Genomic DNA, 26,041 nt, shown 5'->3' with positions numbered 1-26,041 from the left:
TTTGAGTAATCATCGATGGCCGACCAATCGCTGCACCTGCTGATCGAACTGACCGCCAAGGCCCGCGACGTCGCGGCTCGCGCGCTGGCGCAAAGCCGTGCTGCCGAGCAACTGGTGATCAACCAGTTGCGCGCCCTGGACCAGTACCAACAGGAGTACCGCCAGAACCTGCAACTGGAACTGGCCAAAGACGGTATGAGCCCCTCGGCGCTGACCAACTACCGGGGCTTTTTGCAGTCGCTGGAAGAGGCCATGGAGCGTGCGCAAAAAAGCCTGGAGCGCCACCGCAAACAGGTGGCGCACCACCAGATCACCTGGATGGCGCAGTGGCGCAGGGTCAATGCGATTGAAGCGCTGTTGAGCCGGCGCGCCCAGCAGGCGCAAGTGCGCGCGGGGCGTGTCGAGCAGCGTCAGGCGGACGAATTGGCCAGCCAATTGCGGCGCCGGGCGGCAGCGTTTCCAACTTCCATCGACAGCAGCCTCTAAGGGACACCATGGACATTCTCGCGTCGTTAGCACCCTCGACCGCAGTGCCTACGCCGGCCAGTACTCCCGCTGAAGCGACGGTTGCGCCGAGTGAGTCGTTTGCCGCGGTATTAAGCCAGGTCAGTGCGCCAGTGGCTGACCCACTGCCGGTGGTTCAGCCGGAACCGGCACCTGCACCTGCACCTGCACCTGCACCGGCAGTGGCGGCCGTGGACACCGCCCCGGTCACGCCAGAGCCGGCCCCGACCGCACTGCCCACACCGGTGGCTGTACAACCGCTGCCGGTGGCTGAGCCAGAGACTCCAGGGGGGGTGGACGATGTGCTGAATGTCCTGCCCGATGACCCCGTGACGGCGGCTGAAGAACCTGAGCCGACAGCCAAGGGCGACAGCACTCTGGACGACATTCGCCAGCGCATGGCCCTGATCGAAAGCGCCGGCCAGTTGGATACCGCCGCGATGATCGTTGCACCACAGCTTCCTGTGAGCGTGCCGCTGCCGGTGGCGGTCAGTGCTGCGCCAGCCGAGTCCGCCCCCGTGATCGACAGTCGCGCCCCGACCCAGGCGGCCAGCCTGCCTGCGGCGGATGAAGAACCGGACAGCGCAGAACCGATCGACCTACCGGGCGCGATGCCGAGCCTGGTCGCTACCGTCGCCGACAGCGTGCCCAGCGTGCGCGCACAAACCCACGACAGCCAGCCGGACAGCCAGCCCGACCCGCAAAGTGTCTTCAGCCTTTCAGCGGCATCCTTCAACCCGGCGAACCTGGCCGTTACTGACACGGTTGCGAGCAACGGCCTGGTGCTCACGGCCGCCATCGGCAGCGCCGATTGGCAGACTGACCTGGGCCAGCAAATGGTCGACATGGTTACGCGTGGCGAGCAGCAGGTGGACCTGCGCCTGCACCCGGCCGAGCTCGGCCCGTTGTCCATCAGCCTCAACCTGAATGACGGCACCACCCAGGCGCAGTTCCAGGCCGCCCATGCCTCGGTGCGGGCGGCGGTGGAACAGGCATTGCCGCAGTTGCGCGAGGCGCTGGCCACCCAAGGCATCGCGTTGGGGCAGGCCTCGGTCAGCGACCAGTCTTCACGCCAGGCTGCGGGTGGCCAGACACCGCGTGATCCGCAGGCCCAGCCGTCCAGCGCAGCAGTCAGCCGCGACGAGGCGCTCCCGGCGCACGTCCAGCAGGTGCTGCTGCGCAGTTCGGGTGTGGACTTGTACGTCTGATTCCCAAATCAAAACAGCGAGATACCGCCGTTACCCTGGTCTTATCGCGCCATGGGCGGAGCAGGGCGATGGTCATACTTGAGCCCTGCCTAACCGTTTTCTTTCATCCCATGGTTCCAGCCAATGACCACCACCCGCAAAACCCCCTGGCTCTTGATTCTGCTGCTGGCGCTGGTCGTCGTTGCAGCCAGTTCCGGTGGCACCTACTTCTACCTCAGCCAACAGGCTGCGGCCGGTGAGACGGCGAAGGTCGAGCCCGCTCCGCAACTCCCCCAGGCGCCACGGTTGGTCACCATCGCACCAATGACGGTCAACCTGGTGAATGAACGTGATGAGCAAAGCCTGCTGTATGTAGGCTTTGCCCTGGAAGTGGCGGATGACGCGAGCCAGGCGCTGCTGCAGCAATACATGCCGCAAGTACGCAGCCAGTTGTTGACCCTGTTGAGCGGGCAGAACAGCACGCTGGTGATCACCCCCCAGGGTAAGGCAGCACTCGCCGACAAGGTCCTGGAAACCCTCAAGCAGCCGCTGGCGCCGCAGCAACCCGCGCCGGCGGTGCTGCGGGTGCTGTACACCGACTTTATCGTGCAATAACCATGGCCATTGACGATTTGCTCTCCCAGGACGAGATCGACATGTTGCTGCGCGGAGGCGACGACGGCGACGCTCCAGCGGATGACGCCGACACCCTGGACGCCGCGCGGGTGCGCCCTTATGACCCGGCGACCCAGCACCGGGTGATCCATGAGCGTTTGCACGCCCTGGACATCATCAACGAACGCTTCGCCCGTTACTTTCGCATGAGCCTGTTCAACCTGATCCGGCGCAGCATCGATATCACCGTCAAAAGCGTGCGCTACCAGAGCTACAGCGAATTCTCGATGCACATGCCGATGCCCACCAACATCAACCTGTTGGCCATGAAACCGCTACGCGGCACCGCCCTGGTGGTGTTCCCGCCCAGCGTGGTGTTTATGGTGGTGGACAACCTGTTTGGCGGCGACGGGCGTTTCGTGACCAAGTCCGAAGGCCGTGAGTTCACCCACACCGAGCAGCGCATCATCCGGCGTTTGCTGGGCTTGTCGGTGGACGCCTACAAGGACGCCTGGAAGTCGGTCTACCCGCTGGAAATCGAATACCTGCGTTCCGAGATGCAGGCCAAGTTTGCCAACATCACCAGTTCACCGAATGAAATCGTGGTGAATGCCACCTTCCACCTGGAGGTCGGCAACCTGTCCAGCGATTTCAACATCGTGATCCCGTACCTGATGATCGAGCCGATGCGCCAACTGCTCAACGGCCCGCTGACGGATACCAATCCCGAGGAAGAGCGCCACTGGAACAAGCGCATGGCCGGTGAGATCACCCATTCCGAGATTGAGCTGATCGCCGACTTTGTCGAACTGGATGCGCGGATGGGACAGGTCATGGCGCTCAAGGTCGGCGATGTGCTGCCTATCGAGCTGCCCGAGATCATCAGTGCGCGGGTCGATGGCGTGCCGGTCATGACGTGCGAATACGGCAGCCAGAACGGCGTGCGCGCGTTACTTGTGAAGGACCTGGTCGATCACTCTCTGAGCCTTTCCTCTTCTTCTACCAGCCGATTCGTGAAGGGCCACGTGTCCACTGCCAAGGAATCCGATCATGACTGATTCAAACACCGTCGAGCCCCAAGAGCCCGATGAATGGGCCGACGCCCTCGCCGAACAGGCCGCCGAAGCCGCTGACGACGACCCGTGGGCGGCCGCCTTGGCCGAACAGGAGCAAGTCGATGCGGCGGTTGCCGGACCGGCGCCAAGCGTAGGTTCGAGCCTGTTCAAGCCGTTGCCTGCGCCAACACCCGCGGCGGGTGCGCGTGAGCTGGAAATGATCATGGATATTCCGGTCAAGCTGAGTGTGGAACTGGGGCGCACCCGGATCACCATCAAGCAATTGCTGGAACTGGCCCAAGGCTCGGTGTTGGCCTTGGACGGCCTGGCGGGTGAGCCGATGGACATCCTGATCAACAGCTACCTGATCGCCCAGGGCGAAGTGGTGGTGGTGGATGACAAATACGGCATTCGGATCACGGAAATCATCACCCCGTCCGAACGCGTACAAAAGCTCAACCGATGAGCCTGGTCAGCGCAACACCGGCGCCGCTTGGCGTGCCTTCGGACAACGTGATGAACCTGGCATTGCTGGGCAAGACCGGCCTGGCGTTGGTGGTGGTGCTCGCCTGTGTGCTGGTGTGCGGCTGGCTCGCGCGGCGCATGGGGTCGCGGCCGCTGGCGCCGGGAAAGATGCTGCGGGTGGTCAGCAGCACCGGCCTGGGCCAGCGTGAAAAGGTGGTGATTGTGGAGGTGCGCGGCCAATGGCTGGTGCTGGGGGTGACTGCCCAGCAAGTCACCGCCCTGGCGCAAATGGACGCGCCGGCAGCCGAGCCTGAGCCGGCGGTGGTCGAACCGGGCGACAGCTTTTCCGAACGCCTGGCGCATGCCCTGAAGCACAACCTGCGCAAGGGACGCAGCTCATGAATGGCCTGGAACCGGCGATGCAAGGCCTCAGCGCCTTCACCGGCCAGGCCGGCGGCCAGCAATGGTCGCTGAGCCTACAAACCCTGCTGCTGCTCAGTGCCATGGCGTTCCTGCCAGCGGTGTTGCTGATGATGACCGGGTTCACCCGGATCATCATTGTGCTCGGCCTGCTGCGCACGGCCATCGGCACCACCTCGGCGCCGCCGAATCAGGTGCTGCTGGGGCTGGCGCTGTTTCTGACGTTTTTCGTCATGTCGCCAACCCTCGACCAGGCCTACGAAACCGCCTGGCAGCCGTTCTCCCGGGACGAGATCACGGTGGAGCAATTTCTCGACAAGGGCAGCCAGCCGTTTCGCACCTTCATGCTGGCCCAGACCCGCCAGGGCGACCTTGCGTTATTCGCGCGGTTGGCGCGCATCGACGACCTGCAAGGGCCGGAGGATGTACCCATGCGCGTGTTGCTGCCGGCGTTTGTCACCAGCGAATTGAAGACCGCGTTCCAGGCCGGTTTCACCATTTTTATCCCGTTCCTGATTATCGACCTGGTGGTGGCGAGCGTGCTGATGGCGCTGGGCATGATGATGGTGCCGCCGTCCACCATCTCGCTGCCGTTCAAGCTGATGCTGTTTGTGTTGGTGGACGGCTGGCAGTTGCTGCTCGGTTCCCTGGCGCAGAGTTTTTATACCTGATGAGGACGTAGACGATGACGCCGGAAATGGTCATGGACCTGGCTTACAAAGGCATGCGCATGAGCATGATCGTGGCCGCGCCCGTGTTGTTCGTGACGCTGTTTGTCGGTTTGCTGGTGAGCCTGTTCCAGGCGGCCACGCAGATCAACGAATCGACCCTTTCGTTTATCCCCAAGATCATCGGCGTGTGCGTGGTGCTGGTGATCGCCGGGCCCTTGATCATGGAAATGCTGGTGGACTACACCCGGACGCTGTTCACCAGTTTGCCCACGCTGATTGGCTGACGCGCCTTGATCGAGGTCAGTTCGGCGCAACTGCAACTGTGGCTCACCAGCTTTTTCTGGCCATTCTGCCGCGTGTTGGCATACCTGATGAGCGACCCGATCCTGGGCCACAAAAATGTGTCGAGCCAAGTGAAGGTCGGCCTGGCGATGCTGCTGGCTTTCTTGCTGGCGCCCAATTTGCCGGCGCTGCCGGACGTAGCCCTGTTCTCCTGGGCCGGGCTGGGGGTGACGGTGGAGCAGGTGTTGATCGGCATGTCGCTGGGCATGGTGATGCGCGTGACGCTGGCGGTGGTGGAGATGACCGGCGATATCTGCGGTATGCAGATGGGGCTGGCGTTTGCCACGTTCTTTTCCGCCGACACCAGCACCAACAGCCTGGTGCTGTCGCGCTACCTGGGGATGATCACGATCCTGATGTTCCTCGCGCTGGATGGCCACCTCATGGTGCTTGAGCTGCTGGCGACCACGTTCAAGACGCTGCCCATCGGGCACCTGCGCTTTGACCCCAACGCCTGGAACCTGATCGCCCGCTACGGCAGCACAATCTTCCTCACGGGGCTGTTGCTGGCCTTGCCCATGGTTGCCACGCTGCTGATCATCAACCTGGCCATGGGCATTCTCAACCGAGTGTCGCCGCAGTTGACGGTATTTTCGGTGGGCTTCCCGCTGACCTTATCCGTGGGCCTGATCCTGCTGATGGTGGTGATGGGCGACCTGGGACCGTTTCTGGCCAGCCTGCTCACCAATACCCTGCACTTCATGCAATACCTGGTCGACAACATGACCCTTGCTTGACTCATGTGCCACGGTCCAAGTGTGGGAGAGGGCTTGCCCCCGATGGCGGTGTTTCAGCCAATGCATCTGGCATATGATCCAGCGCAATCGGGGGCAAGCCCCCTCCCACATTTTTAGATGTATTCGAACAGCGACATCTTCTGCAGGCTGACGAAGGTCTGCTGCGCCGCCTGCAGTGCCACTTGCAACGCGGTGTACTCGGTGACCGATTCGGTGTAGTCGGCATCCACCAGCCCCGACAGGCGTTCGGTGTAGCTCAGTGCCAGGTCGTCGCCGATGGTGTCGAGTACCTCCAACTGGTTAAGCCGCGAGCCGACGGAGGTTTGCACCGTGAGCACGTTGTCCTGGGCGTTGCTCAGTTGGCGGCTGGCGGTGGACAGGGTGTTGTTCAGGTTGGCCTGGTCGGCGTCGGTTTCCACCGGGGTTTGCAGCACCGAGATCAGGTTTTTCAGGCTGGCGAACAGGTCCGGGTCGGCGTCGGCGGCCTTGCTTACGGTAATCGAGTCGCCGTCCACTGGGGCGCCGCTCAGGGTCAGGGAAAGGCCGTTGACTTCCAGTGTATCGCCCGAGGTGTACGCCACCGGGGTGGCGCCGTCGAGGCTGTATTGCGCGGTGCCGTCGGCGGCGGTGCTGAAGGTCAGGCTGAAGCCGGTGCCGTAATTGGCGTCCTGGGTATCGGTAATGGTCGGGCCGCTGAAGGTCACGCTGCCGCTGTTGTCGCCGGCCTCGGCGATAAACCCCGCCGAACTGCTCACCGAGAGGAAAATCGTCGCCCCGGTATCGCCGCTGGCCATGCTCTGGGTGGAGCTGACCTGTTGTTTGATCGCGTTGTCGTCGCCCTGGTACACCAGATCGCCATTGGCATCGGTGGCAAACGCCGGGCTCTGGCTCTGATAACCGGAAAACAGATAGTTACCGTTACTGTCCGTGGCGTTGGCCAGTGTCACCAGGGTGTCGTACACCCCTTGCAGCGAGGTGGCGATGGACTCGCGGTCGGCGTCGCTCAAGGTGCCGTTGTTGGCTTGCACGATCAGCGCCTTGGCGCTGGTGATGGCATCGTTGATGCTGTCCAGGGTGCTTTCTTCCTGGGACAAGGACGTGCTGATGGTGCTGCGCGAGTCAGCATATTGCGTATTCGCGGCGATGGCCTGGCGCACGTTGACGGCCTGGGCGGCGGCCAGCGAATCATCCGAAGGGTTGACCACCCGGGTGCCGCTGGACACTTCCTGGGCGGAGTCCTGGTAGGCGCTTTCCTGGGCGAGCATCGAGTTCAGGCTTTGGTTGTAAATCGTCGCACTGCTGAGGCGCATGGCGTCGCTCCGCTCAGAAAGTTATCAGTTGATATCGAGGAGGGTGTCGAGCAGGGACGTACCCACGTCGACCACCTTCGCGCAGGCCTGGTAGTACTGTTGGTAGACGATCAGGTTGGCCGCCTCTTCATCCAGGTTCACCCCCGATTCCGACTGTTGCAGCGAGGTCAGTTGCTCGGTGAGGCCCGACTGGGTTTCCAGTTGCCCCGCGACCTTGCTGGCGGTACTGCCCACGTCGCTGACCAGTGCCGAGTAGGTCTGGCTGAGGGTCTTGCCGCCGCCGACGATGCTGTCGGTTTGCAGGTTGAGCATCGCCAGGGCGTTGCTGTTGTCGCTGCTGCCGGTGGAGGTGCCTGCCGCGATCAGGCTGCCGTCGCTGGTCAAGGTGCTGAAACTGCTGGCGGCGTTGCGCGTGGGCAGTACCAGGAAACTGTCGCCGTTATCGGCGGTGCCGCTGATGGCCACGTTCATGCCGGCGAAGGTCAGGCTGTCGTTGTTGGCGTCATAGGTCGAGGTGACGCTGGCGCCGGTGTCGTTGCGGGTCACCGTGTAGCCGTCGGTGTCGGAATACTTGACGGTGTAGTCGGTAGCACTCAGGGCGCTGACATCGTCGGTAAAGGTCGCGCTTAGCGTGGCGTCGCCGGTGTTCTTGGTGTTGCCATAGATGCTCGGGGCATCCACCGAAAAGAATGCACTGCCGGTGTCGCCATTCAGGTCGATACCCGAGGCTTGCAAGCTGTTGAAGGCTTGGGTCAGGCTCACTGCCAGGATGCCCAACTGGTTTTGCGCGTCGTTCAGGCTGGTGTCGCGAAAATCCATCAGGCCGCCCAGGGAGCCGCCTTCGAAGGTGGAATCGTCGAGTACGGTGGCGTGGCCGGCGGCGTCGACGTAGGTGACTGCGGTTTGGGTCGGGTCGCTGGCTGAGACGGCGGTTTGCAGATCGAAGCTGTCATTGCCCGACACCAGCGCCAGGCCGTTGCTCAGCGCCACGTTGTAGCTGCCGTTGCTTTGGGTGGTGACATCCACGTCCACCAGTTCACTGAGCTGGCTGACCAGCAGGTCGCGCTGGTCGAGCAGGGCGTTGGAGGTCGAACCCAGGGCGTCGGACAGGCTGATCTTTTTGTTGAGGCCGGCGATCTGTTCGGTGAGGTCGTTGACCTGGGTGACCTGGTGGCCGATCTGGCTGTTCACGTCGCTGGCCATGTCGTCCAGGTAGCTGCCCAACTGGGTGAACTGCGAGGTCAGGGTTTGTGCGGCGCCGACCACTTCTTCGCGCGCGGCGGTGTCGCTGGCGTCGGAGGTCAGGGTCTGGATCGATGAGAAGAAGCCTTGCATCAGGGTGTCGAGGCTGGCGTCGCCATCGGCCAGCAGGCTATCGATCTGGTCGATTTCGGTCTGGTAGGTCGACAGCGCGCTTTCGGTGCTGATAGAGCCATTGAGCTGGCTGGTGACGAATTGGTTGTACTGGCGGTCGACGCTGGCGATCTGCACGCCGCTGCCCGAGGTGGACTCGGAGAAGTTCGCCACCTGCAAGGTGTAGCCCGCCGTGTAGGCGTTGGTGGTGTTGCTGCTGCTGGTGCTGAGGGCGATCTGCGCGGCGGTCAGGCCGCTGACGCCAATGGAAATAATGCTCATCGAGAAGCTCCTGGGCTACATGGTTGGCACTATCGGCCCGGCGAAAGGTCAACTTGACCCCTGTTCTATAAATCGTTTTGCAACTGCGCCACTTCCGGCACGTTGCGCAGCGGACCGATGGTGGCCATCACCGAGATCAGCTTCTGCGCATAGCGCGGGTCGGTGGCGTAACCGCCCTGTTGCAACGCGACGGCGGCCTGGGGCGCGTCAACGGCATTGCGCACGGCGGCATAACCGGGGCGGCTGCGCATCAGGCGCGCATAGTCGTTGAAGGCAGCGTCGTCGCAGGTATAGACACGAAACGCTTCCAGCTGTTTTTGCGCTTGGGCGTCGGTGTATTCGGTGGTCATCACCTGGGTCGTCGCGCCTTGCCACTGACCGCCGGCCTTGATGCCGAACAGGTTGTGGCTGTCGGCACCCTGGGCGGTGGTGATGGTGCGCCGGCCCCAGTCGGTTTCCAGGGCGGCCTGGGCCAGGATCAGCTCGGCGGGCACGCCACTGGCGCGCGCGGCCTTTTGCGCCGGTTCGCTCAAGCGCGCGATAAATGCCTGTACATGCTCGGGTTGGTCCTTGTCGGCGCCGCTGACTTCGCGGCGTTTCCAGGCATCGAACGCCGGGCTCGCAAACGGCGAGGGGCGTGATGGCGGCAGGTCGAGGAAGGCCGCGGTGGCGCTGTCCAGTTCAGGCGCTTGCCGGGAGGTGTAGCCGCTCAGTTGTCGGGTCAACTGCTCGGCCAGGCCGATACCTTTGCCCGCCAGGCTCTGGGCCCACTGTTGGTCGAGCATCTCGGTGTACATTTCGGTCTGCGAGTTATTCGACATCTCCGATTTGGGCACCGCCGCGCGCATGCTTTTGAGCATCATCTGCAGGAACAGCGCCTCGAATTGCTTGCTGGCTTCCTTGAGCCCTGAATGCGGGTCCAGGTGCGCACTGTTGCGCAGCCGGTCCAGGCCCTGCACATCCAGGGCAAAGCCATCGGTGCTTTTCATCAGATGATCTCCAACTCCGCTCGCAACGAACCGGCGGCCTTGAGTGCCTGCAGAATCACCATCAAATCCTGCGGGGTGGCCCCCAGCGCATTCAGGCCCTTGATCACGTCCATCAGGTTCGCCGTGCCTTCGAGCAAGTGCAGCGAACCGCCTTGGGACTCGATGGAAATATTGCTCTGGGAGCTGGTCGCCGTCTGACCGCCACTGAAGGCGCCGGGCTGGCTGACCGTGTTGGTGGTGTCGATGATCACCGACAAATTGCCGTGGGCCACGGCGGCGCGGTACAGCTTCACCGAGCTGTTGAGCACAATGGAGCCGGTGCGCGAATCGAGGATCACCTTGGGGCGCGCCTGGATCGGCAGTACTTCGATACTCTCGATGCGCGCCATGAAGTTGGTGCGCTCGTTGGGCGACAGCGGGCCCTGGATTTCGATCATCCCGCCGTCCAACGCCGAGGCCACGGTACGGCGCATTTCCAGGTTGATCGCATACACCACGCGCTGCGCCGTGGCCGAGTCCGGTTCGTGCAGGGACAAACCGAGCAGGCCGTGGTCGTTGTTCAAATTCAGCGCCACCGTGCGCTCGATAATCGCGCCACGGCTGATGCGCCCGCCGGCCAACTGGTTGACCGTCACGCTGCTGCCGTTGGCCGACGCGCCAGCGCCGCCCACCAGCAGGTTGCCCTGTGCCATGGCGTACACCTCGCCGTCGGCGCCCTTCATCGGGGTCATCAGCAAGGTGCCGCCGCGCAGGCTTTTTGCGTTGCCGATGGACGACACCACCACATCGATCTGCTGCCCCGGGCGCGACAGGGCCGGCAGGCTGGCGGTGACGATCACCGCAGCGATATTGCGCATCTGCATGTTCGCACCGGCCGGCAGGGTCACGCCCAGTTGCGACAGCATGTTGGTCAGGCCCTGTTCGGTGAACGGGCTCTGGGTGGTCTGGTCGCCGCTGCCGTCCAGGCCGACCACCAGGCCGTAGCCCACCAGGTTGTTGGGGCGGATCCCGGCAAAGTCGGCGATGTCGCGGATCTGCTCGGCGTGAACCGTGGCCCCCAGCCACAACGGGCAGCTCAGCAGCAGGGTGCGCAACGTTCGGGCGGCTCTAGTGAACATGGCGTGGGTACTCAGAAAGGGGAAACGTTGAGGAGGATGCGATGGAGCCAGCCCATCCGCTGCGCTTCGTTGATGTAACCATCGCCCACGTACTCGATGCGCGCCTGGGACACCTGGGTCGATGACACGGTGTTCTCGCCGGTGATGCTGCGCGGGTTGACCAGCCCGGAAAAACGGATGAACTCGGTGCCCTGGTTGATCGCGATCTGTTTGTCACCGCGCACGCGCAAATGCCCGTTGGGCATCACCTGCATCACTGTCACGGAAATCGTGCCGGTGAACGAGTTGTTCGCCTGGGAACCGCCGGCGCCCAGGAAGTCATGCGTCGTCGAAGCATCCAGCCCAAAGGAGCCGACCTGGCTGGCCCGGCTGGAGGTGGTCGCCAGGCTCAGCCCCGTGGAGCCGGCGCGGCTGGCATTGGAGGAGGAGTTCTTGCTGGCGCTGACCTGTTCTTCCAACTGGATGGTCAGGGTGTCGCCGACCATGCGCGGGCGGCGGTCTTCGAACAGCGGCTGCGAGCGGCTGCTCTGGTAGATCGAGCCGTTGGCCAGGCGCGCGGGGTAGCCCTGCGCCTGGACTTCTTCGTCGGGCACCACCGGCTTGTGGGGCAGTTGATCGCAGCCGGTGAGGGCCAGTACGCCGGCCAGAAGATACTTGTGAGCCATAAAGTGAGTCTCGAACCGGGCGCTCAGAGCTGGGTCAGACGCTGGAGCATCTCGTCCGAGCTTTCGACGGCCTTACTGTTGATTTCATAGGCACGCTGGGTCTGGATCATGCCGACCATTTCTTCCACCACGTTGACGTTGGAAGTTTCCACGTAGCCTTGGGACAGCGTGCCGCCGCCGTTGAGGCCCGGCGTGGTTTCGGTGGGCGAGCCCGAGGCGTCGGTTTCCAGGTAGAGGTTCTGGCCGATGCTTTCCAGGCCGGCCGGGTTGATGAACAGCGCCAGGTTCAATTGGCCGACCTGGGTCGAGGCAGAGGCGGCGGGCGTGGTCACCGAGACGATGCCGTCGCTGCTGATCGTGATGGCTGTGGCGTTGGCCGGGATGGTCACGCCGGCCGACAGCTTGTAGCCGTTGGAGGTGACCATCTCGCCATTGGAGTCGAGCTGGAAGCTGCCGTCACGGGTGTAGCCGGTGCTGCCGTCGGGCATGTCCACCTGGAAGAAGCCCAGGCCGTTGATCGCCAGGTCCTTGGAGTTGCTGGTCTGCTCCAGGTTGCCCTGGGTGTGCAAGCGCTCGGTGGCGACTTCGCGCACGCCGGTGCCCACCTGCAAGCCGGAGGGCAGGCGCGTGTCGGTGCTGCTCTGCGCGCCGGGTTGGCGCACGTTCTGGTACACCAGGTCTTCGAACACTGCCCGCGAGCGCTTGAAGCCGTTGGTGCTGACGTTCGCCAGGTTGTTGGCGATCACGTCCATTTGCCCTTGCTGGGCTTCCAGTCCGGTTTTCGCGGTCCACAGTGATCGGATCATCGTTCGGTTCCTTGTCTATTCAACTGGGAGGTCAGCCCTGCAGGGAAAGCAGGTTGTTGGCGCTCTTGGCGTTTTCGTCGGCGGTGCTGATGGCTTTCATCTGCATGTCGTAGCGCCGCGAGTTGTCGATCATCGCGACCATGGCGTTGGTCGGGCTGACGTTGCTGCCTTCCAGCGCACCGGGGGCCACGCGCAGGCTGTCGTCGGCCGGCAGCGGCTGCGCGTTTGCGGTGCGGAACAAACCGTCGGTGCCGGCCTGCAAGGTCCCGGGCAACGCCGACACCAGCTTCAACTTGCCCACCGGGCTCAGGCCGCGGGGTTCCATGCCCAGCTCACGCACGCTGATGGTGCCGTCGCTGCCCAGGGTGACCTCGCTGCCCAGCGGCACGGTGACCGGTCCGCCGTCGCCGATCACCGGACGCCCGCCCACGGACATGGCGCCGGTGCCGTCGACCTGCAGGTCACCGCGCCGGGTGTAGGCTTCCTGGCCGTCGCCGGTCTGCACCGCGAGCATCACGTTTTCGCCAAGCGCCACGTCCAGCGCGCGGTCGGTATGCACGATCGGTCCTTCGCTCCAGTCCACGCCCACGCCGTTGGCGGCCACCGACACGCGGGTCGGCAAGCCTTCGCCCGCCACCGGCGAAGACTGCATCTGCACCAGTTGCGCGCGAAAGCCCGGGGTGACGATATTGGCCAGGTTGTTGGCCACGACGGCCTGCTGTTCGAGCGCCTGATTGGCCCCGCTCATGGCCGTGAAGAGCATGCGATCCATAGGGTCAGGAACCGATATTCACGGCTTGCTGCAGCACTTCGCTTTGCGCCGTTACCGACTTGGCGTTCGCCTGGAAGTTGCGCTGGGCAATGATCAGGTTGACCAGTTCGGCGGTCAGGTCGACGTTGGAGTCTTCAGTGGTGCCGCTCAGGATCGACCCCAGCGAGCCGCTGCTGGCCACGCCGAGCAGGGCCTGGCCGGAGGAGGAGGTGGCCAGCCAGGTGTTGTCACCGTTGGCTTTGAGGCCGTTTTCATTGCTGAAGGTGGCCAACTGGATCTGGTCGATGTTTTTGGTCTGGTCGTTGGAGTAGGTGGCGACCACCGTGCCGGTCTCGTCGATGCTGAAGCTCACCAGGCTGCCGGAGGTGTAGCCGTTCTGGGTAATGTCGGACACCGCCGAGTCGTTGCCGAACTGAGTGGTGCCGGTCAGGTCCAGCGCCACCGACATACTGGCCGCGCCGTTGGCCGGGTCGTAGGTGTAGGTGCCGGTTGCGCCGCTGGTGATCAGACCGCTGGAGTTGAAGCTGACGGTTTGGGAGCCGGTCAGCAGGTTGCCGTCGATGGCGGTGTGTACGTCCCAGGTGTTGTCGGCGGTTTTGCTGAAATACAGGGTGCTGGTGTGGCTGATGCCCAGGGAGTCGTAGAGCGGCGTGCTGGTGGAATAGGAGTAGGTCGACGAGTCGGTCTGGTCGAAGGTGGTGGTGATGACGTCTTTGCTGGCGTCCAGGTTCAGCTCGGCGTCCAGCTCGGTACTGGCGCTGGCTTGCATGCCGGTGGTGGGGATCTGGATCACGCCGTTGACCCCCTGCAGTTGATCGCCGGCGGCGTTTTCCAGGTAGCCGTCGGCGGTCAGGGTCAACTGGCCGTTGCGCGAGTACACGGTTTGCGTGCCGTCGGAGAAGGTGAAGAAGCCGTCACCGTTGATCGCCAGGTCCAGGGCGTTATCGGTGGTGGTCAGGCTGCCGGATTCGAAGTTCTGCACCACGCCCGAGACCTGGGTGCCCAGGCCGACGTCGGCGCCGGAGTACACATCGGCGAACTGCGTGGTCGAGCTTTTGAAGCCCACGGTCTGGGAGTTGGAAATATTGTTGCTGACCACGTTGAGGTCGGTGGACGCTGCCGACAGACCACTGAGTGCTTGGGAAAAAGCCATGGTGTTTCTCCTTCGTTAGGTAGAGGGTCAGAGGACAAGACTGATGTCGCTGAGGGCGACGTTCTCGTTGACGCCCCCCAGGTCCAGTGCGACTTGGTTGCTGCTGTCGGTGGTCACGCCGGTGACCAGCGCGTATTTGAGGGCGGTGTTGGCCACGGCGACGTCGTCGGTGGTGGCGCTGATGGAGAAGGTGTAGGCGCCGTCGGCGGCGGTGGTGCCGTCGTCTTGCAGGCCGTCCCACGACAACGACTGGGTGCCGGCGCTCATGCTGCCTTCGTCCAGGGTGCGCACGACGGTGCCGGTGCTGTTTTTGATGGTGACGCTGACGCTGTCGGCATCGCCGTTCAGGGTGACGCCAAACGTCGTCGCCACGCCGCTGTCGACCTGGATCACATTGCCGTCGATCAACACGCCATTGCCCACCAGGGCCGAGGCTTGCAGGGTTTCGGAGGCGCTGATCTGGCCAGAGATGCCTTCCAGGGTGCTGGTGACGTCTTCGATGCTGCTGATGGTGCTGATCTGCGCCAGTTGGGTGACCATCTCGCTGTTGTCCATCGGGTCGGTGGGGTCCTGGTTCTGCAACTCGGTGGTCAGCAGCGTGAGGAACTGGTCTTGCAGATCGTCCGCCGCCGAGGTGCTGCTTTCGGCGGTGGTGCTGGTGCTGTTCATGGTCGACAGCACTGAGCTGGCAATCGTACTGGTCATGGTTTACGCCTCACCTAGGGTCAAAGTTTTCAGCATCATTTCCTTGCTGGTGGACATGACCTCGACGTTGGCCTGGTAGGAGCGCGACGCGGAAATCATGTTGACCATTTCGCCCACCGGCTCGACGTTGGGCATGGTCACGTAGCCCGACTCGTCGGCCAGCGGATCGCCGGGGCGGTATTCCTGGCGCATCGGCGAGCCGTCTTCGACCACCTGGCTGACGCGCACGCCACCGATGCTGCTGCCCGCCTGGTATTGCGACTCGAACACCACCTGCCGCGCCCGGTAGGCTTCGTTGTCCGGGCCGCTGGTGGTGTCGGCGTTGGCCAGGTTGCTGGCGGTTACGTTCATGCGCTGGGACTGGGCGCTCAGCGCGGAGCCGGCGATATCGAAAATGCTGAACATCGACATGGTGGTTTCCCTGGGTTATTCGGACTGCATGGCGGTCTTGAGCGACTGCAGGCGGCTGCTCAGAAAGGTCAGGCTGGCCTGGTACCGCACGGCGTTATCGGTGAACTGCGCGCGCTCGCGGTCCATGTCCACGGTGTTGCCGTCCAGGCTTGGCTGGTCGGGCACGCGGTAGAGCAGGTCGCGGCTGGAGACGCTGCTGGAATCGGCGTGCAGGTGGCGGTCCGAGGTGGTGGCCAGGGTCATGCCGCGGCCCTGGGTGTGCGATTTTTGCAGGGAGCTGGCCAGTTCGGCGCTGAAGTCAAAGTCCCGCGCGCGGAAGTTGGGTGTGTCGGCGTTGGCGATGTTATTGGCCAATACCTGCTGGCGCTCAGCCCGCAAACTCATTGCGTCCTGCTGAAAGCGCAGCTCGTTATCGAGCTTGTCGATCATGGTTGCGGACCTGTGCATCAAATAAATGAACGGCTCGCAGGTTAGTCCCAAGGCCGGCTAGGCAAAGGCCGAAACAGGCGGCTATTTGACGACCAATTCAGGCCTTGCCTCGTCGGCGGGACGACTAGAATTCTGCGCTGGGTAGCGCGGAGGGCGGGATCGATGACAAGACGGATGTGGGGCTTGATGGGCCTGTTGTGCTGCACCCTGGCCCAGGCGGATGGCCTGCAGGACCAGGTGCGCGAGGTGATTGCGCCACGCTTGCCCGCGCGCGCCCAAATGGTTGCCGTGGACATCGGCCAGCCGGCGGCGCGCATCGCGGCCTGCGCCCACCCGCGGCCGTACCTGGTGCGCCCGGAGCAAAGCGTGCTCGGTCGGGTGGCCGTGGGCGTGCGCTGCCTGGACGAGGTCGCGGGTTACCTGCAAGTCAGCGTGCGCGTGGTCGGCGACTATGTGGTCAGCCGTCAGCGGATTGCCGCGGGTGAGGTGATCAAGGCGCCGATGCTGGAACTCAAGCGCGGCCCGCTGGAGCGCCTGCCCAAAGGCAGCGTGTTCGAGCCTTCGCAGATCATCGGCCGCCAGGCCAGCCGCAACCTAAGCCGGGGCATGGTGATCACCGTGAATCACGTGCGCGAGCGTTGGCTGGTCGAGCGGAACGCCCGCGTGGTTCTGCAGGCCCAGGGCGCTGGCTTCAGCATCAGCCGCGAAGGCAAGGCACTGGATAACGGCGGCCTGGGCAGTACCGTAAGGGTCGTGGGCAACGACGGCAAAATGCTCAACGCCCAGGTGGTAGGCCAGAATGAATTGCTGCTGCGTTACTGAATTTTTCAGCGAAACCCGATTACCGGTCAAAGTTTGCCGTCGCGATTGCCGATAGTTGACCCAACCACAGCCAATTGAAGCCTCTAACGTGAAAATCATAAGTGCAAACCTGACCAACACCCTGGCGCCCGCTGACAGCAAAGCAGGCGGTAATCAACGCGTTGAAGTGCAACCCCTCGAAGCCACCCTCGACGACGGTGTGCAAGTCTCCAGCAGCAACGCCAGCTCGCAGGTCGCGACGTCGGCGGACGTGGACATGGAGAAGGTCGCGGCGCTGCGCCAGGCCATCGACAGTGGCACCTACCAAGTCAGCGCGGATTCGATCTTCGACGGCCTGGCCGCAAGCGTGCGCGAAACCCTCCCATGAGCGTTGGTCGATGAGCAGCAGGTGCCTATGAGTCTGGCTAAACACTTGGCGTTGCAGCAGCAGGCGATTGTCGAACTGGTCGACTGGCTGGAACTGGAACGGCGTGCATTGGCCCAGGCCAAGGTCGACGGTGAAAAACTGCAGGAACTGACCGCGTGCAAGCAGGCGGCGTTGCAGAAGCTGGAGCAGTTGGAAGCGATTCGGTCTGGGGCGCAGTTGAAGCTCGGCTATGGGGCAGGGCGGCAGGGGGCGCAGAGGGCGGCGCAGGATGCTGATTGCCTGGCGGCTTGGCGGGAAGTGCAGGCGCTGGCGCGGCGGGCGCGGGAGGTCAATATTGCCAATGGTGAGGCGCTGAGGCAGCGGATGGCGTGTAACCAGCGGATTGTTGGGTTTCTTAATCGTATTGGCGGTAACCAGTTGTATGGGCCGGATGGGCGGACGCAGCGGGACCTAGGTTGACGAACCGTTAGGCGATCGGCTGCAACGCGTCCATCTGCCTGATCCAGGTATCGACATCTGGGCCGACTCGACGATGGCTACAACACCCTCGTAACACCCAAACGCTGCGCCTGGGTCAAGGGCGAAGTGGGTTTCCCCTGGCTACGTTTCGCAACGAGGAGTGCGTGCCGGAATGCCTGACGGAGACCCGGTTCACCACCATTCAAGAATCGTTAACTATTGAGTCTTTTAATGTGGCGAAATATTTCAACGAGGTTTACCTATAGACTCGCTCCTTATACGATGAAAACCGCATTTACTACTCTCCATTAGATCTGAGTCAGCGATGATTAGTCATTGACTGTCAATGATGTGATAAAACTATGATTTCTGGCCGCGCACAGTTTGCGCATGAGACAATAAACAGCAACTGGATACAGGCGCGATTATTTCGTGCGCCTATCGCCACGCTATTACTGAGTATCTGAACTATGGGCAGCACTGATTTGCTGACTGAAAAAGCTAAAGATTTCAGTATTGTTATCGTTAACTATAAAACACCAGAAATAACCAAAATATGCTTAGAGCTATTGCATCAGCATGTGGGTAGCAGCGGCGTCCCAGTATGGGTGGTTGACAACTATTCCGCTGATAAAAGCACAGAGTATTTGCGCACGCTTGACTGGATCAACCTGATCGAGCGAACCACTTCCGAACCAGAACAGGGCCATATTGCGCACGGCAAAGCACTCGACATGGCGTTGGAACGTATTGATACCGACTACGTATTTCTGCTGCACACCGATACGTTTATTTTCGATAAAAATGTGTTTCCGATGATGCTGAACAAATGCATGAAGAGCCCGAAGCTCGTAGCCGTTGGTTGCGTAGAACAATTAAATCGTGGCACCATTAGAACCCTTTGGCGCTTTAGCTCACGACTATTCAAACACCACTTCAGGCGTATGAAACTTTCCCTTGGACTACGTTCCAGAGAACCAAAGCCGTACAGGGAATTTTACCTGAAGAGCTTCTGTACGTTATGGAACTGCAAACTAATAAAGCAGCACGGCTTGCATTTTTCGATAGATGACCGAGTGCCTGGTTATACCCTCCAGGACCGCATGACCGAGTTTGGTTATAGCGTTGAGCTTTTGTCGCCGCGTAAGATATTCAGTTATCTCGATCACATTCAGTCCGGCACTGTAGCTGCAGCTGGAGGCTATGAAACGACGCATAGACGAACCAAGATGTACAACAATATCCTGAACCGCCTAAACAAGGGCGACAGCAAAGGTCAAACGTCGTCGACACGCAATAAATAGTGTGGGCAACACTGCTAAAAGTCATCCATAAGTCTTTATGTTCAGGTTATTGGAGCGGTAATGACACCCATCACGCAAACACTACCCATCACCCTCTCCCCGGAGCTTGATTTCGACCAGAACGCCGCCAGCACTTTTGGTCACTCGCTAGCCAGTGGCTATGTCCAGGCCACGCCATTTCCACACATCGTTATCGATGACTTTTTACCGAAAGACCTGATTGCGAGTATCTGCGCGCACTTCCCGGTCGAGCCAACCCACAACGAAATGCTCTACGAGCGTGGCTATAAAGGTCAGCACAAACGGCAAATCAGCCCCAACGAATGCGACCCCTATCTGAAGACGATTTTCAACGCCTTTAACTCGGCACCCATGTTGCAATTTCTTGAAAAGCTGACGGGCATCGAAGGTTTGATACCCGACCCCTACTTTATCGGTGGCGGGCTGCATGAAACAAAAAATGGTGGTTTCCTGGGTGTGCACTCGGACTTCAGGCTCAACAAAAAGCTTAATATTGAACGCAGACTGAATGCCATTATTTATCTCAACGAAGACTGGCAAGAAGAATACGGTGGCAACCTGGAGCTTTGGGATGTCGACATGAAGACTTGTCTTAAAAAAATCCTGCCGATTTATAACCGCTGCGTCATTTTCAACACAGACAAAGACAGCAACCACGGGCACCCAGAGCCTTTGACGACTCCGCAGCACATCACGCGCAGGTCTATAGCGCTTTATTACTACACGGCAGCCACGGTGGCGGTCGATCCCGCACAAAGAAACAAAACCCATTACAAGCCACGACCCAAAGATCGTTTAAGCCTCAAATACTATGTGAGCAAGCTGATCAAGAAGAAAAACTAAGCAATATCGTCAGACGATGGCTCTCACGTAAGGGTCTATGGCCTGCATCAGGCGCTCGCCAGCGCGCATGGTATGGCTGAGCGCCGATTGAGCCGCGGCGATCCTAGCCGCGGCCTAAGTAAAGCTGCACTCACGGGCGACTACCAGAAAGCGGGCAGGGTATTGGCGTTCTCGCGCAGCATTCATAAGACTCCTTCATGGGTAGTTGCGCGTTATAGCAACGCCTGGAACGCTTGGCCCGGCATAGATCCCTGCTCTGGTACCCGCCACCTGCATGCCTGGGCTACAGGTTGCGGGCGATGTTCAGGGCAGCGTAACTCTGAGCTACCGGCATGATTTCCACCGAGTTGATGTTCACGTGCGGCGGCTGGCCTGCTATCCACACCACCGTGTTGGCCAGATCCTCAGGGCGGATGGCCTCCACGTCGCGGTACAGGGCATTCACTGCGTCCTGGTCACCGGCCAGGCGTACCAGTGAAAACTCCGTGCCCGAGCACAGCCCTGGCTCAATGTTGCTGACCCGTACCTTGGTGCCCGCAAGGTCTGCGCGCAGGTTCAGGCTGAACTGTTTAACGAAGGCCTTGCTGGCGCCATATACGTTGCCGCCCGGGTAAGGATACGTGCCGGCAATGGAGCCGATGTTGATGATCAGCCCGTTGTTAGCTTCCACCATGGCCGGCAGCAGCTTGTGGGTGACCATGGCCAGGCCGGTGACGTTCGTGGCGATCATGCGCTCCCAGTTCTTCGCATCGGCGCTCTGGGCGCGGTCGATACCCAGTGCCAGGCCGGCGTTGTTCACCAGCAGGTCGATGTGCAGCGACGCGTCGCGAATCGATTCGCAAGCCGCATCCAGCGAGGCGGCGTCTGTCACGTCCAGGGTCAGGGCAATGAAGTGCTCGCCCAGTTCGCGCTCCAGTTCCGCCAATTTGTCTGCGCGGCGGGCGCCGCCGATTACGCGGTAATTGTCAGCGATCAATGCGCGGCAGATGGCCTTGCCAAAGCCAGCCGAAGCGCCGGTCACAAATGCAGTTTTCATCAGGTTCTCCTTGAGGGTTGAATCAAGCCAGGTACTTCACGCCAAGGCTGGCGAACAGGCAAAGCATCGAAAGCACCAACACCTTGCGCACAACGTCGTTGCCTTTACGGATGGCCAGGGCGCTGCCTATGTGGTTGCCCAGGATGTTGCAGGCCACCAGTGGCAGGGCCAGCAGGTACACCACCTTGCCGGCCACAACGAAGGCGACCAGAGCGCCAATGTTGGAGGCGAAGTTGAAGCTCTTGGAGTTGGCCGAGCTGGACACCAGGTCCATCTTCAGCAGGTAGTGGAAGGCGATGATGAACATGCTGCCAGTGCCCGGCCCGAAAAAGCCGTCATAGAAGCCGATGACCAAGCAGGTCAGGGGCACTACGGTGAACAGCATGCGGTTGCTGAGAGTGTGCTCTTGTACCGGCCGGTCCTTGGGCGTGAGAAAGATCAAGATGCCTAGAGGGATAAGCGCCAGGATGATCTTGCCCACGGTTTCCGGGGAAATCGACACGATCAGGTGGGCGCCCATGTAAGCGCCCAGCAGCGCGAACGGCACGCCCACCAGCGCCACTTTCCACACCATCTTGCTGTTGGCGAAGAAGTTGCGGATGGCGGCTAGAGTGCCGAGGGTGCTGACCAGCTTTTCCTGGCCCAGCGCTACCTGCGGCGGCAGCCCCACCAGCAGGAAACCGGGGACCAGGAACAGCCCGCCGCCCCCGGCGATGCTGTCTACGAAGCCGGCGACAAAAGCGATTGCGCCCAGCAGCATGATGGCCAGTATCCAGTGTTGGGCCCAGAACGATCCGAGTAATTCCATGGTGGTACCTGTCTAGTCAATGTGGCGGTCAGGAAAGGACTTCATAAAGGTGGTCGGCGCGGCTGTGGCGCACACGGGTCAGGTCGTTGACCGCGAACAGACGGATCAGCCAGCGATCAGCGCCGTCGTTCTGCGGCTCGAAACCGTCGCGGGCGTGCAGCACGCGCTGGTTCTTGAAGATCATGAAGTCGCCGGGCAGCAGCAGGTGTGGCTCGTCGAACTGACGAGAGTCGAGCAGCGCTTTGAGTGTGTTCAGCGCGCACTCGCCTTTGAGGCTAATCGCGTGGGTGTTTTCGCAGTCCATGCGGCACAGCCATTCGCCGCTCAGACCGCGCACCAGCACGGGTAGCTCGGCGGTCTTGCGACGGTTGCTGGTGAAGGAGTCGGGGCGATGAATCACGAACTGTGGCGCGGTCAGTTCACTAATCGTGGTGGCGGGCAGTGCAGCCACCAGTTCATCGACATTGACCAGCGTCGTGTTGATGCGTGGGTCGCAACGCATGCCGAAGAACGACAGGTATTCGGGGCAGCAGGAGAGCGTGCCGACGTTTTCCGAAGATAGCGGGAGGTCTGGGTTGTCGACGTGGTAGGAGAAGCGCAGGCGCGACCCGTGGGAGCTTTTCTGGCTGGAAGCGTTGCGCGACGGGATCACGTGGCGGAACAGGCGGCCGTCATTTTCGCCTTCGTATACCACCGGGTTAATGCCTAGCAGACTGTGAATCGATAGGCTGACCAGGCAGGCGATGGGTGTGCTGCGCGGGCTCAAGACCCCGGAGTAGGGCGTTGGCGGTGTGTCTCGATCACGAGGGCAGTTGCGGATGATCAGCGCGGTCAGCTGCGGGTTGTCGACAAAGGAGCGGATCTGCTCGGTCAGCGTCGTGCCCAGCACGTCCTGCGCCTGCTCCTTGAGCTGGAAGTAGATGTCCCGGTTGTGTTCGAACTCAAGTGGGGTCTGATTCAGCACCGCTTGCCAGGCGCTGGCTATGACCCAAGGCAGTCGGATTTCCAGGGCGGTGGCAGCGTCGACTGCGGTCTTGAGGTATGCGCTTTCCATTTCGGGTGATGTTCCATGTTTTGATGTGGGTGGGCAAAAAATTGAATCGATGTAATCATTCTAATTATTTGAAATCAATCGAATCAATATTTTTTGATGCTCAAATTGATATTATTTTTATTCTGTGATCTAACATAATGATTTTATTGATTTTTATGTGCGGATAAGTCCGCAGTCGATGCTGCCCGACTGCACTCCTCCTGCGCCACGGCGAAGATGCTTGGCGCAAAACGCGGTCGCGCTGCCTTACGGTGGCGGCTAAATCCTTGTGTTTAGGTAGAAAATAAATGATGTGTATTTGATCGGTGTAATATTTGTAATCGACTTATATTGAGTCGATTGTTGTGCAATTACGCTTATGAAAAGTTTCATGCTAGGATTTCGCGCTTCAGTTGTTTCTGGTGTCGTTCCTATGTGGGTTCCTGAATACAGCGGCCATGGCCAGCCGGTTTACTTGATGATCGCCGACGCACTGGCGCGTGACATCGCTTCCGGGCGCCTGGCCGCGGGCGAGCGCCTGCCTACCCTCAAGGAGCTGGCTGAGGCGTTGAAAGTGACGCCGGGCACCATCGGCCGCTCCTACGACGAGGCGGCCAAGCGCGGCCTGGTGATCGGGGAAGTGGGGCGGGGCACATTCGTGCTGCCGTCCCGCGGTGTCTTGGCACCGGTGGCCAGGCTCGGCATTGCCTCTAAGGTAGATACCGGGCAGATCGACCTGTCGATCATCAAGCCCTGCGACGCCGGCATGAGCGACTGGCTGCGAGGAGCGATCGAGGAGTTGGCGCAGGCGCCCGAGTTGGGGGCGATCTTGGATTACGTCACCGACGGCGGCCATTCCGTGCACAAGGAAGCCGGGGCGTTGTGGGTGCAGCGCAGCCTGCCGGACGCAAACGCCCAGCAGATCGTGTTGACGGCCGGTGCCCAACACGGCTTGCTCGTGGCCATCGGCGGCCTGTCCAGCGTCGGCGATATGATTCTGTGTGAGGAATATTGCTATCCGGGGATCATCTCCCTGGCCCACAGCCTAGGCCGTCGCCTGCAAGGGGTGCAGGTCGATGAGCACGGCCTGGTGCCAGCTGCGCTGCGGGCCGCGTGCATCGAGCACCGGCCCACGCTGCTGGTGACGGTGGCCACGCACCAGAACCCCACCAACTCGATCATGCCCGAATCGCGTCGCCTGGAAATCGCCGAGATCGCCCGTGAGTTTGACCTGTACATCATCGATGATGATATCTACGGCTTTCTTGAGACACGCCCCGCGCATAAGCCGTTGTCGGCCTATGCCCCGGAGCGCTCGGTGTACCTGACCAGCCTGTCCAAGAGCTTGCTGCCGGCCCTGCGCATCGGTTACCTGTACGCGCCGCCGCAAACCCTATCGCGGCTGTCGTCCATGGTGCGCAGCAGCGTGTGGATGCCGTCGCCGCTGATGGCCCAATTGGCCAGCAACCTGATCACCAGTGGCCGTGGGGCGCAATTGGTGCGGGTTCAACAGGAGGAAGCTGCGGAGCGCCAGCGCCTGGCACGGCAGCTACTGGGCTCGTATGACATTCGTACCCAACCCAACAGCTTCCATGTGTGGCTCGAATTGCCCGAGCCCTGGACCAGCGACGAGTTCGCCAACCTGGCGCGTGCCAACGGCGTGATCGTGGTCAGTGGCAGCCAGTTCCTGGCCCAGCGCAGCGCCAGCACCCGTGGCGTGCGCATCGCCCTGATGGGGCCTAGCCGTGCGGAGTTGGGGTTTGCGCTGACCAAATTGGTCAGCCTGCTGGCGGCGCCGGAGCCGCGGTTGTTTTATTGATTGTTGTGGAGGCGGTCAGTGGAAGGCATGAAGGCGATTGTCTTGAGGTCTTTTGCGCGCTTAAGATTGAGCGGCGCTCCCCGGCTCAGCCTCTCAGGCGCGAAGAAAAACTATCGAAAGACAGTTTGCTGCCCGTATTTGACTCACGTTTCGTAAGCAATGGCATAGGTGTTACCGGAGCGCTTGATATGAGCAAAGCCGAGCGCGCCCAGGTGCATGCCAGCGACCATCAAATGGTCTGAACTGGCAACATCCAGCAGCCCTGTTCGCGTGGCCGCCGATAGCATCGGGTCCTGGTCGAAGGCAATCGTGACATCGGGGCGCGCAATCTGAATCTGAGGAAAATGAACAATATCGCCCCACACCAGCAGGCCGCCTGCCGCGGACTCGAAGCGGTAGCCGCAATGCCCGACGGTATGCCCAGGCAACGGCATCGCACTGATGCCCGGCAGGACGTCATTGGCGGTGAATGGGCGCAGATTTTTCCGGTACCGCTCGAACACCCTGCGTGCAAACAGAAAGTTTCCACGCGCGCGTTCACTGGCCTGGCCAAGGTGGCCATCGTCCTCCCAGAACGCTAGTTCTCGCTGATGCACAACCAACTCAGCATTGGCGAAGGCCATTTCTCCTGCTGCGTTCAACAAGCCACCGATGTGGTCGGGGTGCGCGTGAGTCAGCAGAATCGTATCTATGTCACCGGGTTGCACGCCGGCCAATGCAAGATTGGTCAGCAACTCGCCGCCCCATTGATTGAATCCGCCGGCGCCGGCGTCGATCAGAATCGTTCGGCCACGCCCACGTACCAGATAGCAATTGATATGGATCGACGCTGGCTTGCTGATTCCGGCGGCTAACTGAAGTCGGACCGCCTCTGTTGGCGCGATGTTGGCGAGAAAATCCAGGCTCGCGCCCAGGTAGCCGTCGCTGATAGCTGTGATTGAAAACTCGCCGACTTGCTGGCTGGGGAGTTTCCAGTGAGGTATGTCCACGTTACTCATGACTGTAACTGCACAGTCATGGCGCGATAGACATTCAGCCCCTGCAGATCGCTGGCCCTGGCCTGAGCGCAATCCAGTTTGGCCAGCCAGCGGTGTGCGGGGGTCTTGTCCAACGCAACGGCGTGCAGCGCTACAGGCGTAAGGCCTAACTCAATCAACACGTGAGGGCCTTGTTCACTGACCAACAGGAGTTCGTCCGCGCCTACGGCAACTGCCTGGTCCGGCCCGGCATAGAGGTTGCGTCTCCAATCAGTGATGTGCGACTGCCAGCGGGAAAAATTGCCACCGCCTTTTTGGCGGTACTCATCGCTCTGCAATACGGCAAGCGTGTCGACTGAATGTAAGGCCAGGTAGGCCGGGCAAGTGCCGCTCAAGGCTTTGAAGCGCTGTGAGGAGCTGAAACCGCTCACCGAGATCAGCGCCGGCAGTTTTTCCAGGCTGTAAAACCCATTCCATTCGGCTTCGCTGGCGGGGTCAGCGTAGTTGCATTCGACTGTGTAAATCATAACGTCACTTCACGGATTGATGTTCCATCATGCTAG

At 61.3% G+C, this 26,041-nt stretch carries 31 protein-coding genes; 15 read left to right on the top strand and 16 right to left on the bottom strand.

Annotated features, from left to right (window positions below):
• Positions 1-15 precede the first annotated feature (15 nt).
• The 9 genes from fliJ to fliR all read left to right on the top strand — a co-directional run bounded on the left by fliJ (position 16) and on the right by fliR (position 5,996).
• Positions 16-486, top strand: coding sequence for a flagellar export protein FliJ (gene fliJ, locus J2Y83_RS23705; protein ID WP_253398825.1), 471 nt, complete (start codon positions 16-18; stop codon positions 484-486).
• Between the two features lie 8 nt (positions 487-494).
• Positions 495-1,712 carry a flagellar hook-length control protein FliK gene (locus tag J2Y83_RS23700; RefSeq protein WP_253398815.1) on the top strand — a complete coding sequence of 406 codons (1,218 nt, stop codon included), beginning with the start codon at positions 495-497 and terminating at the stop codon, positions 1,710-1,712.
• A 123-nt stretch (positions 1,713-1,835) separates the two neighbouring features.
• Positions 1,836-2,306, top strand: coding sequence for a flagellar basal body-associated protein FliL (gene fliL, locus J2Y83_RS23695; protein ID WP_253398807.1), 471 nt, complete (start codon positions 1,836-1,838; stop codon positions 2,304-2,306).
• Between the two features lie 2 nt (positions 2,307-2,308).
• Complete coding sequence (fliM, locus tag J2Y83_RS23690) at positions 2,309-3,364, top strand: flagellar motor switch protein FliM (RefSeq protein ID WP_253398805.1); 1,056 nt, start codon at positions 2,309-2,311, stop codon at positions 3,362-3,364.
• Entirely contained in the window at positions 3,357-3,827 is a 471-nt protein-coding gene (fliN, locus tag J2Y83_RS23685) for a flagellar motor switch protein FliN (RefSeq protein ID WP_253398799.1), read from the top strand. The genes fliM and fliN overlap by 8 nt, the downstream gene beginning before the upstream one ends.
• The gene (gene fliO, locus J2Y83_RS23680; protein ID WP_253398797.1) at positions 3,824-4,228 is read left to right on the top strand and encodes a flagellar biosynthetic protein FliO; all 405 of its coding nucleotides are present in this window, start codon (positions 3,824-3,826) and stop codon (positions 4,226-4,228) included. The genes fliN and fliO overlap by 4 nt, the downstream gene beginning before the upstream one ends.
• Positions 4,225-4,917 carry a flagellar type III secretion system pore protein FliP gene (gene fliP / locus J2Y83_RS23675; protein WP_247406253.1) on the top strand — a complete coding sequence of 231 codons (693 nt, stop codon included), beginning with the start codon at positions 4,225-4,227 and terminating at the stop codon, positions 4,915-4,917. Before fliO ends, fliP begins: the two co-directional genes overlap by 4 nt.
• Positions 4,918-4,931: 14 nt before the next feature.
• Complete coding sequence (gene fliQ / locus J2Y83_RS23670; protein WP_247406249.1) at positions 4,932-5,201, top strand: flagellar biosynthesis protein FliQ; 270 nt, start codon at positions 4,932-4,934, stop codon at positions 5,199-5,201.
• 6 nt (positions 5,202-5,207) lie between these two features.
• Positions 5,208-5,996, top strand: coding sequence for a flagellar biosynthetic protein FliR (fliR, locus tag J2Y83_RS23665; protein WP_247406246.1), 789 nt, complete (start codon positions 5,208-5,210; stop codon positions 5,994-5,996).
• A gap of 113 nt (positions 5,997-6,109) precedes the next feature.
• Here fliR and flgL read toward each other — a convergent pair whose 3' ends face one another.
• From flgL to flgB, 11 genes are all read right to left on the bottom strand, one after another.
• Complete coding sequence (gene flgL / locus J2Y83_RS23660; RefSeq protein ID WP_253398795.1) at positions 6,110-7,306, bottom strand: flagellar hook-associated protein FlgL; 1,197 nt, start codon at positions 7,304-7,306, stop codon at positions 6,110-6,112.
• A 24-nt stretch (positions 7,307-7,330) separates the two neighbouring features.
• Positions 7,331-8,941 carry a flagellar hook-associated protein FlgK gene (gene flgK, locus J2Y83_RS23655; RefSeq protein WP_253398793.1) on the bottom strand — a complete coding sequence of 537 codons (1,611 nt, stop codon included), beginning with the start codon at positions 8,939-8,941 and terminating at the stop codon, positions 7,331-7,333.
• A gap of 65 nt (positions 8,942-9,006) precedes the next feature.
• On the bottom strand, positions 9,007-9,930 hold the full coding sequence (flgJ, locus tag J2Y83_RS23650; RefSeq protein WP_253398781.1) for a flagellar assembly peptidoglycan hydrolase FlgJ: 924 nt from the start codon (positions 9,928-9,930) through the stop codon (positions 9,007-9,009).
• On the bottom strand, positions 9,930-11,048 hold the full coding sequence (locus J2Y83_RS23645) for a flagellar basal body P-ring protein FlgI (protein WP_253398778.1): 1,119 nt from the start codon (positions 11,046-11,048) through the stop codon (positions 9,930-9,932). The genes flgJ and J2Y83_RS23645 overlap by 1 nt, the downstream gene beginning before the upstream one ends.
• A gap of 11 nt (positions 11,049-11,059) precedes the next feature.
• On the bottom strand, positions 11,060-11,713 hold the full coding sequence (locus J2Y83_RS23640; protein WP_253398777.1) for a flagellar basal body L-ring protein FlgH: 654 nt from the start codon (positions 11,711-11,713) through the stop codon (positions 11,060-11,062).
• A 23-nt stretch (positions 11,714-11,736) separates the two neighbouring features.
• Complete coding sequence (flgG, locus tag J2Y83_RS23635; RefSeq protein ID WP_247408472.1) at positions 11,737-12,519, bottom strand: flagellar basal-body rod protein FlgG; 783 nt, start codon at positions 12,517-12,519, stop codon at positions 11,737-11,739.
• 31 nt (positions 12,520-12,550) lie between these two features.
• Complete coding sequence (locus J2Y83_RS23630) at positions 12,551-13,291, bottom strand: flagellar basal body rod protein FlgF (RefSeq protein ID WP_253398775.1); 741 nt, start codon at positions 13,289-13,291, stop codon at positions 12,551-12,553.
• A 4-nt stretch (positions 13,292-13,295) separates the two neighbouring features.
• Positions 13,296-14,444 carry a flagellar hook protein FlgE gene (gene flgE, locus J2Y83_RS23625; RefSeq protein ID WP_253398773.1) on the bottom strand — a complete coding sequence of 383 codons (1,149 nt, stop codon included), beginning with the start codon at positions 14,442-14,444 and terminating at the stop codon, positions 13,296-13,298.
• 27 nt (positions 14,445-14,471) lie between these two features.
• On the bottom strand, positions 14,472-15,149 hold the full coding sequence (locus J2Y83_RS23620) for a flagellar hook assembly protein FlgD (RefSeq protein ID WP_253398771.1): 678 nt from the start codon (positions 15,147-15,149) through the stop codon (positions 14,472-14,474).
• Between the two features lie 3 nt (positions 15,150-15,152).
• Positions 15,153-15,560, bottom strand: coding sequence for a flagellar basal body rod protein FlgC (gene flgC / locus J2Y83_RS23615; RefSeq protein WP_101272877.1), 408 nt, complete (start codon positions 15,558-15,560; stop codon positions 15,153-15,155).
• A 15-nt stretch (positions 15,561-15,575) separates the two neighbouring features.
• Positions 15,576-15,989 carry a flagellar basal body rod protein FlgB gene (gene flgB / locus J2Y83_RS23610; protein WP_247407945.1) on the bottom strand — a complete coding sequence of 138 codons (414 nt, stop codon included), beginning with the start codon at positions 15,987-15,989 and terminating at the stop codon, positions 15,576-15,578.
• Positions 15,990-16,151: 162 nt separating this feature from the next.
• Between flgB and flgA the strand changes: the two genes are divergently transcribed.
• The 5 genes from flgA (at position 16,152) to J2Y83_RS23585 (ending at position 19,805) form a co-directional block, all read left to right on the top strand.
• Positions 16,152-16,811, top strand: coding sequence for a flagellar basal body P-ring formation chaperone FlgA (gene flgA / locus J2Y83_RS23605; RefSeq protein WP_253398769.1), 660 nt, complete (start codon positions 16,152-16,154; stop codon positions 16,809-16,811).
• A gap of 88 nt (positions 16,812-16,899) precedes the next feature.
• Positions 16,900-17,178: a flagellar biosynthesis anti-sigma factor FlgM gene (gene flgM / locus J2Y83_RS23600; RefSeq protein ID WP_253398761.1), complete on the top strand. Its 279-nt coding sequence runs from the start codon at positions 16,900-16,902 to the stop codon at positions 17,176-17,178.
• 27 nt (positions 17,179-17,205) lie between these two features.
• Positions 17,206-17,637 carry a flagella synthesis protein FlgN gene (locus tag J2Y83_RS23595; protein ID WP_253398759.1) on the top strand — a complete coding sequence of 144 codons (432 nt, stop codon included), beginning with the start codon at positions 17,206-17,208 and terminating at the stop codon, positions 17,635-17,637.
• 470 nt (positions 17,638-18,107) lie between these two features.
• Positions 18,108-18,941: a glycosyltransferase family 2 protein gene (locus J2Y83_RS23590; protein ID WP_253398757.1), complete on the top strand. Its 834-nt coding sequence runs from the start codon at positions 18,108-18,110 to the stop codon at positions 18,939-18,941.
• 60 nt (positions 18,942-19,001) lie between these two features.
• Positions 19,002-19,805, top strand: coding sequence for a 2OG-Fe(II) oxygenase (locus J2Y83_RS23585; protein WP_253398755.1), 804 nt, complete (start codon positions 19,002-19,004; stop codon positions 19,803-19,805).
• A gap of 283 nt (positions 19,806-20,088) precedes the next feature.
• Here the strand turns inward: J2Y83_RS23585 and J2Y83_RS23580 are convergent, their stop codons facing one another.
• The 3 genes from J2Y83_RS23580 to J2Y83_RS23570 are packed head-to-tail and all read right to left on the bottom strand — an operon-like array spanning position 20,089 to position 22,703.
• Positions 20,089-20,841 (bottom strand): SDR family NAD(P)-dependent oxidoreductase, encoded by a 753-nt coding sequence (locus tag J2Y83_RS23580; RefSeq protein ID WP_253398754.1) that lies wholly within the window; start codon positions 20,839-20,841, stop codon positions 20,089-20,091.
• Between the two features lie 22 nt (positions 20,842-20,863).
• Positions 20,864-21,649, bottom strand: a complete 786-nt coding sequence (locus J2Y83_RS23575) for a sulfite exporter TauE/SafE family protein (RefSeq protein ID WP_247399267.1) — start codon at positions 21,647-21,649, stop codon at positions 20,864-20,866.
• A gap of 28 nt (positions 21,650-21,677) precedes the next feature.
• Entirely contained in the window at positions 21,678-22,703 is a 1,026-nt protein-coding gene (locus J2Y83_RS23570) for a TauD/TfdA family dioxygenase (protein WP_247399264.1), read from the bottom strand.
• Positions 22,704-23,115: 412 nt separating this feature from the next.
• Here J2Y83_RS23570 and J2Y83_RS23565 point away from each other — a divergent pair, with 412 nt between their 5' ends.
• Positions 23,116-24,501: a PLP-dependent aminotransferase family protein gene (locus tag J2Y83_RS23565; RefSeq protein WP_247399261.1), complete on the top strand. Its 1,386-nt coding sequence runs from the start codon at positions 23,116-23,118 to the stop codon at positions 24,499-24,501.
• A gap of 143 nt (positions 24,502-24,644) precedes the next feature.
• Here J2Y83_RS23565 and J2Y83_RS23560 read toward each other — a convergent pair whose 3' ends face one another.
• Both J2Y83_RS23560 and J2Y83_RS23555 read right to left on the bottom strand, forming a co-directional pair.
• Entirely contained in the window at positions 24,645-25,499 is an 855-nt protein-coding gene (locus J2Y83_RS23560; RefSeq protein ID WP_253398752.1) for an MBL fold metallo-hydrolase, read from the bottom strand.
• The gene (locus J2Y83_RS23555) at positions 25,496-26,005 is read right to left on the bottom strand and encodes a sugar ABC transporter (RefSeq protein WP_253398750.1); all 510 of its coding nucleotides are present in this window, start codon (positions 26,003-26,005) and stop codon (positions 25,496-25,498) included. The genes J2Y83_RS23560 and J2Y83_RS23555 overlap by 4 nt, the downstream gene beginning before the upstream one ends.
• Positions 26,006-26,041: the final 36 nt, after the last annotated feature.

Origin of the sequence: Pseudomonas marginalis (genome assembly GCF_024169655.1) — a bacterium.
In the GTDB taxonomy this organism is placed as follows: Bacteria; Pseudomonadota; Gammaproteobacteria; order Pseudomonadales; family Pseudomonadaceae; genus Aquipseudomonas; species Aquipseudomonas paraveronii.
This window is presented reverse-complemented; position numbering and strand designations above follow the sequence as displayed.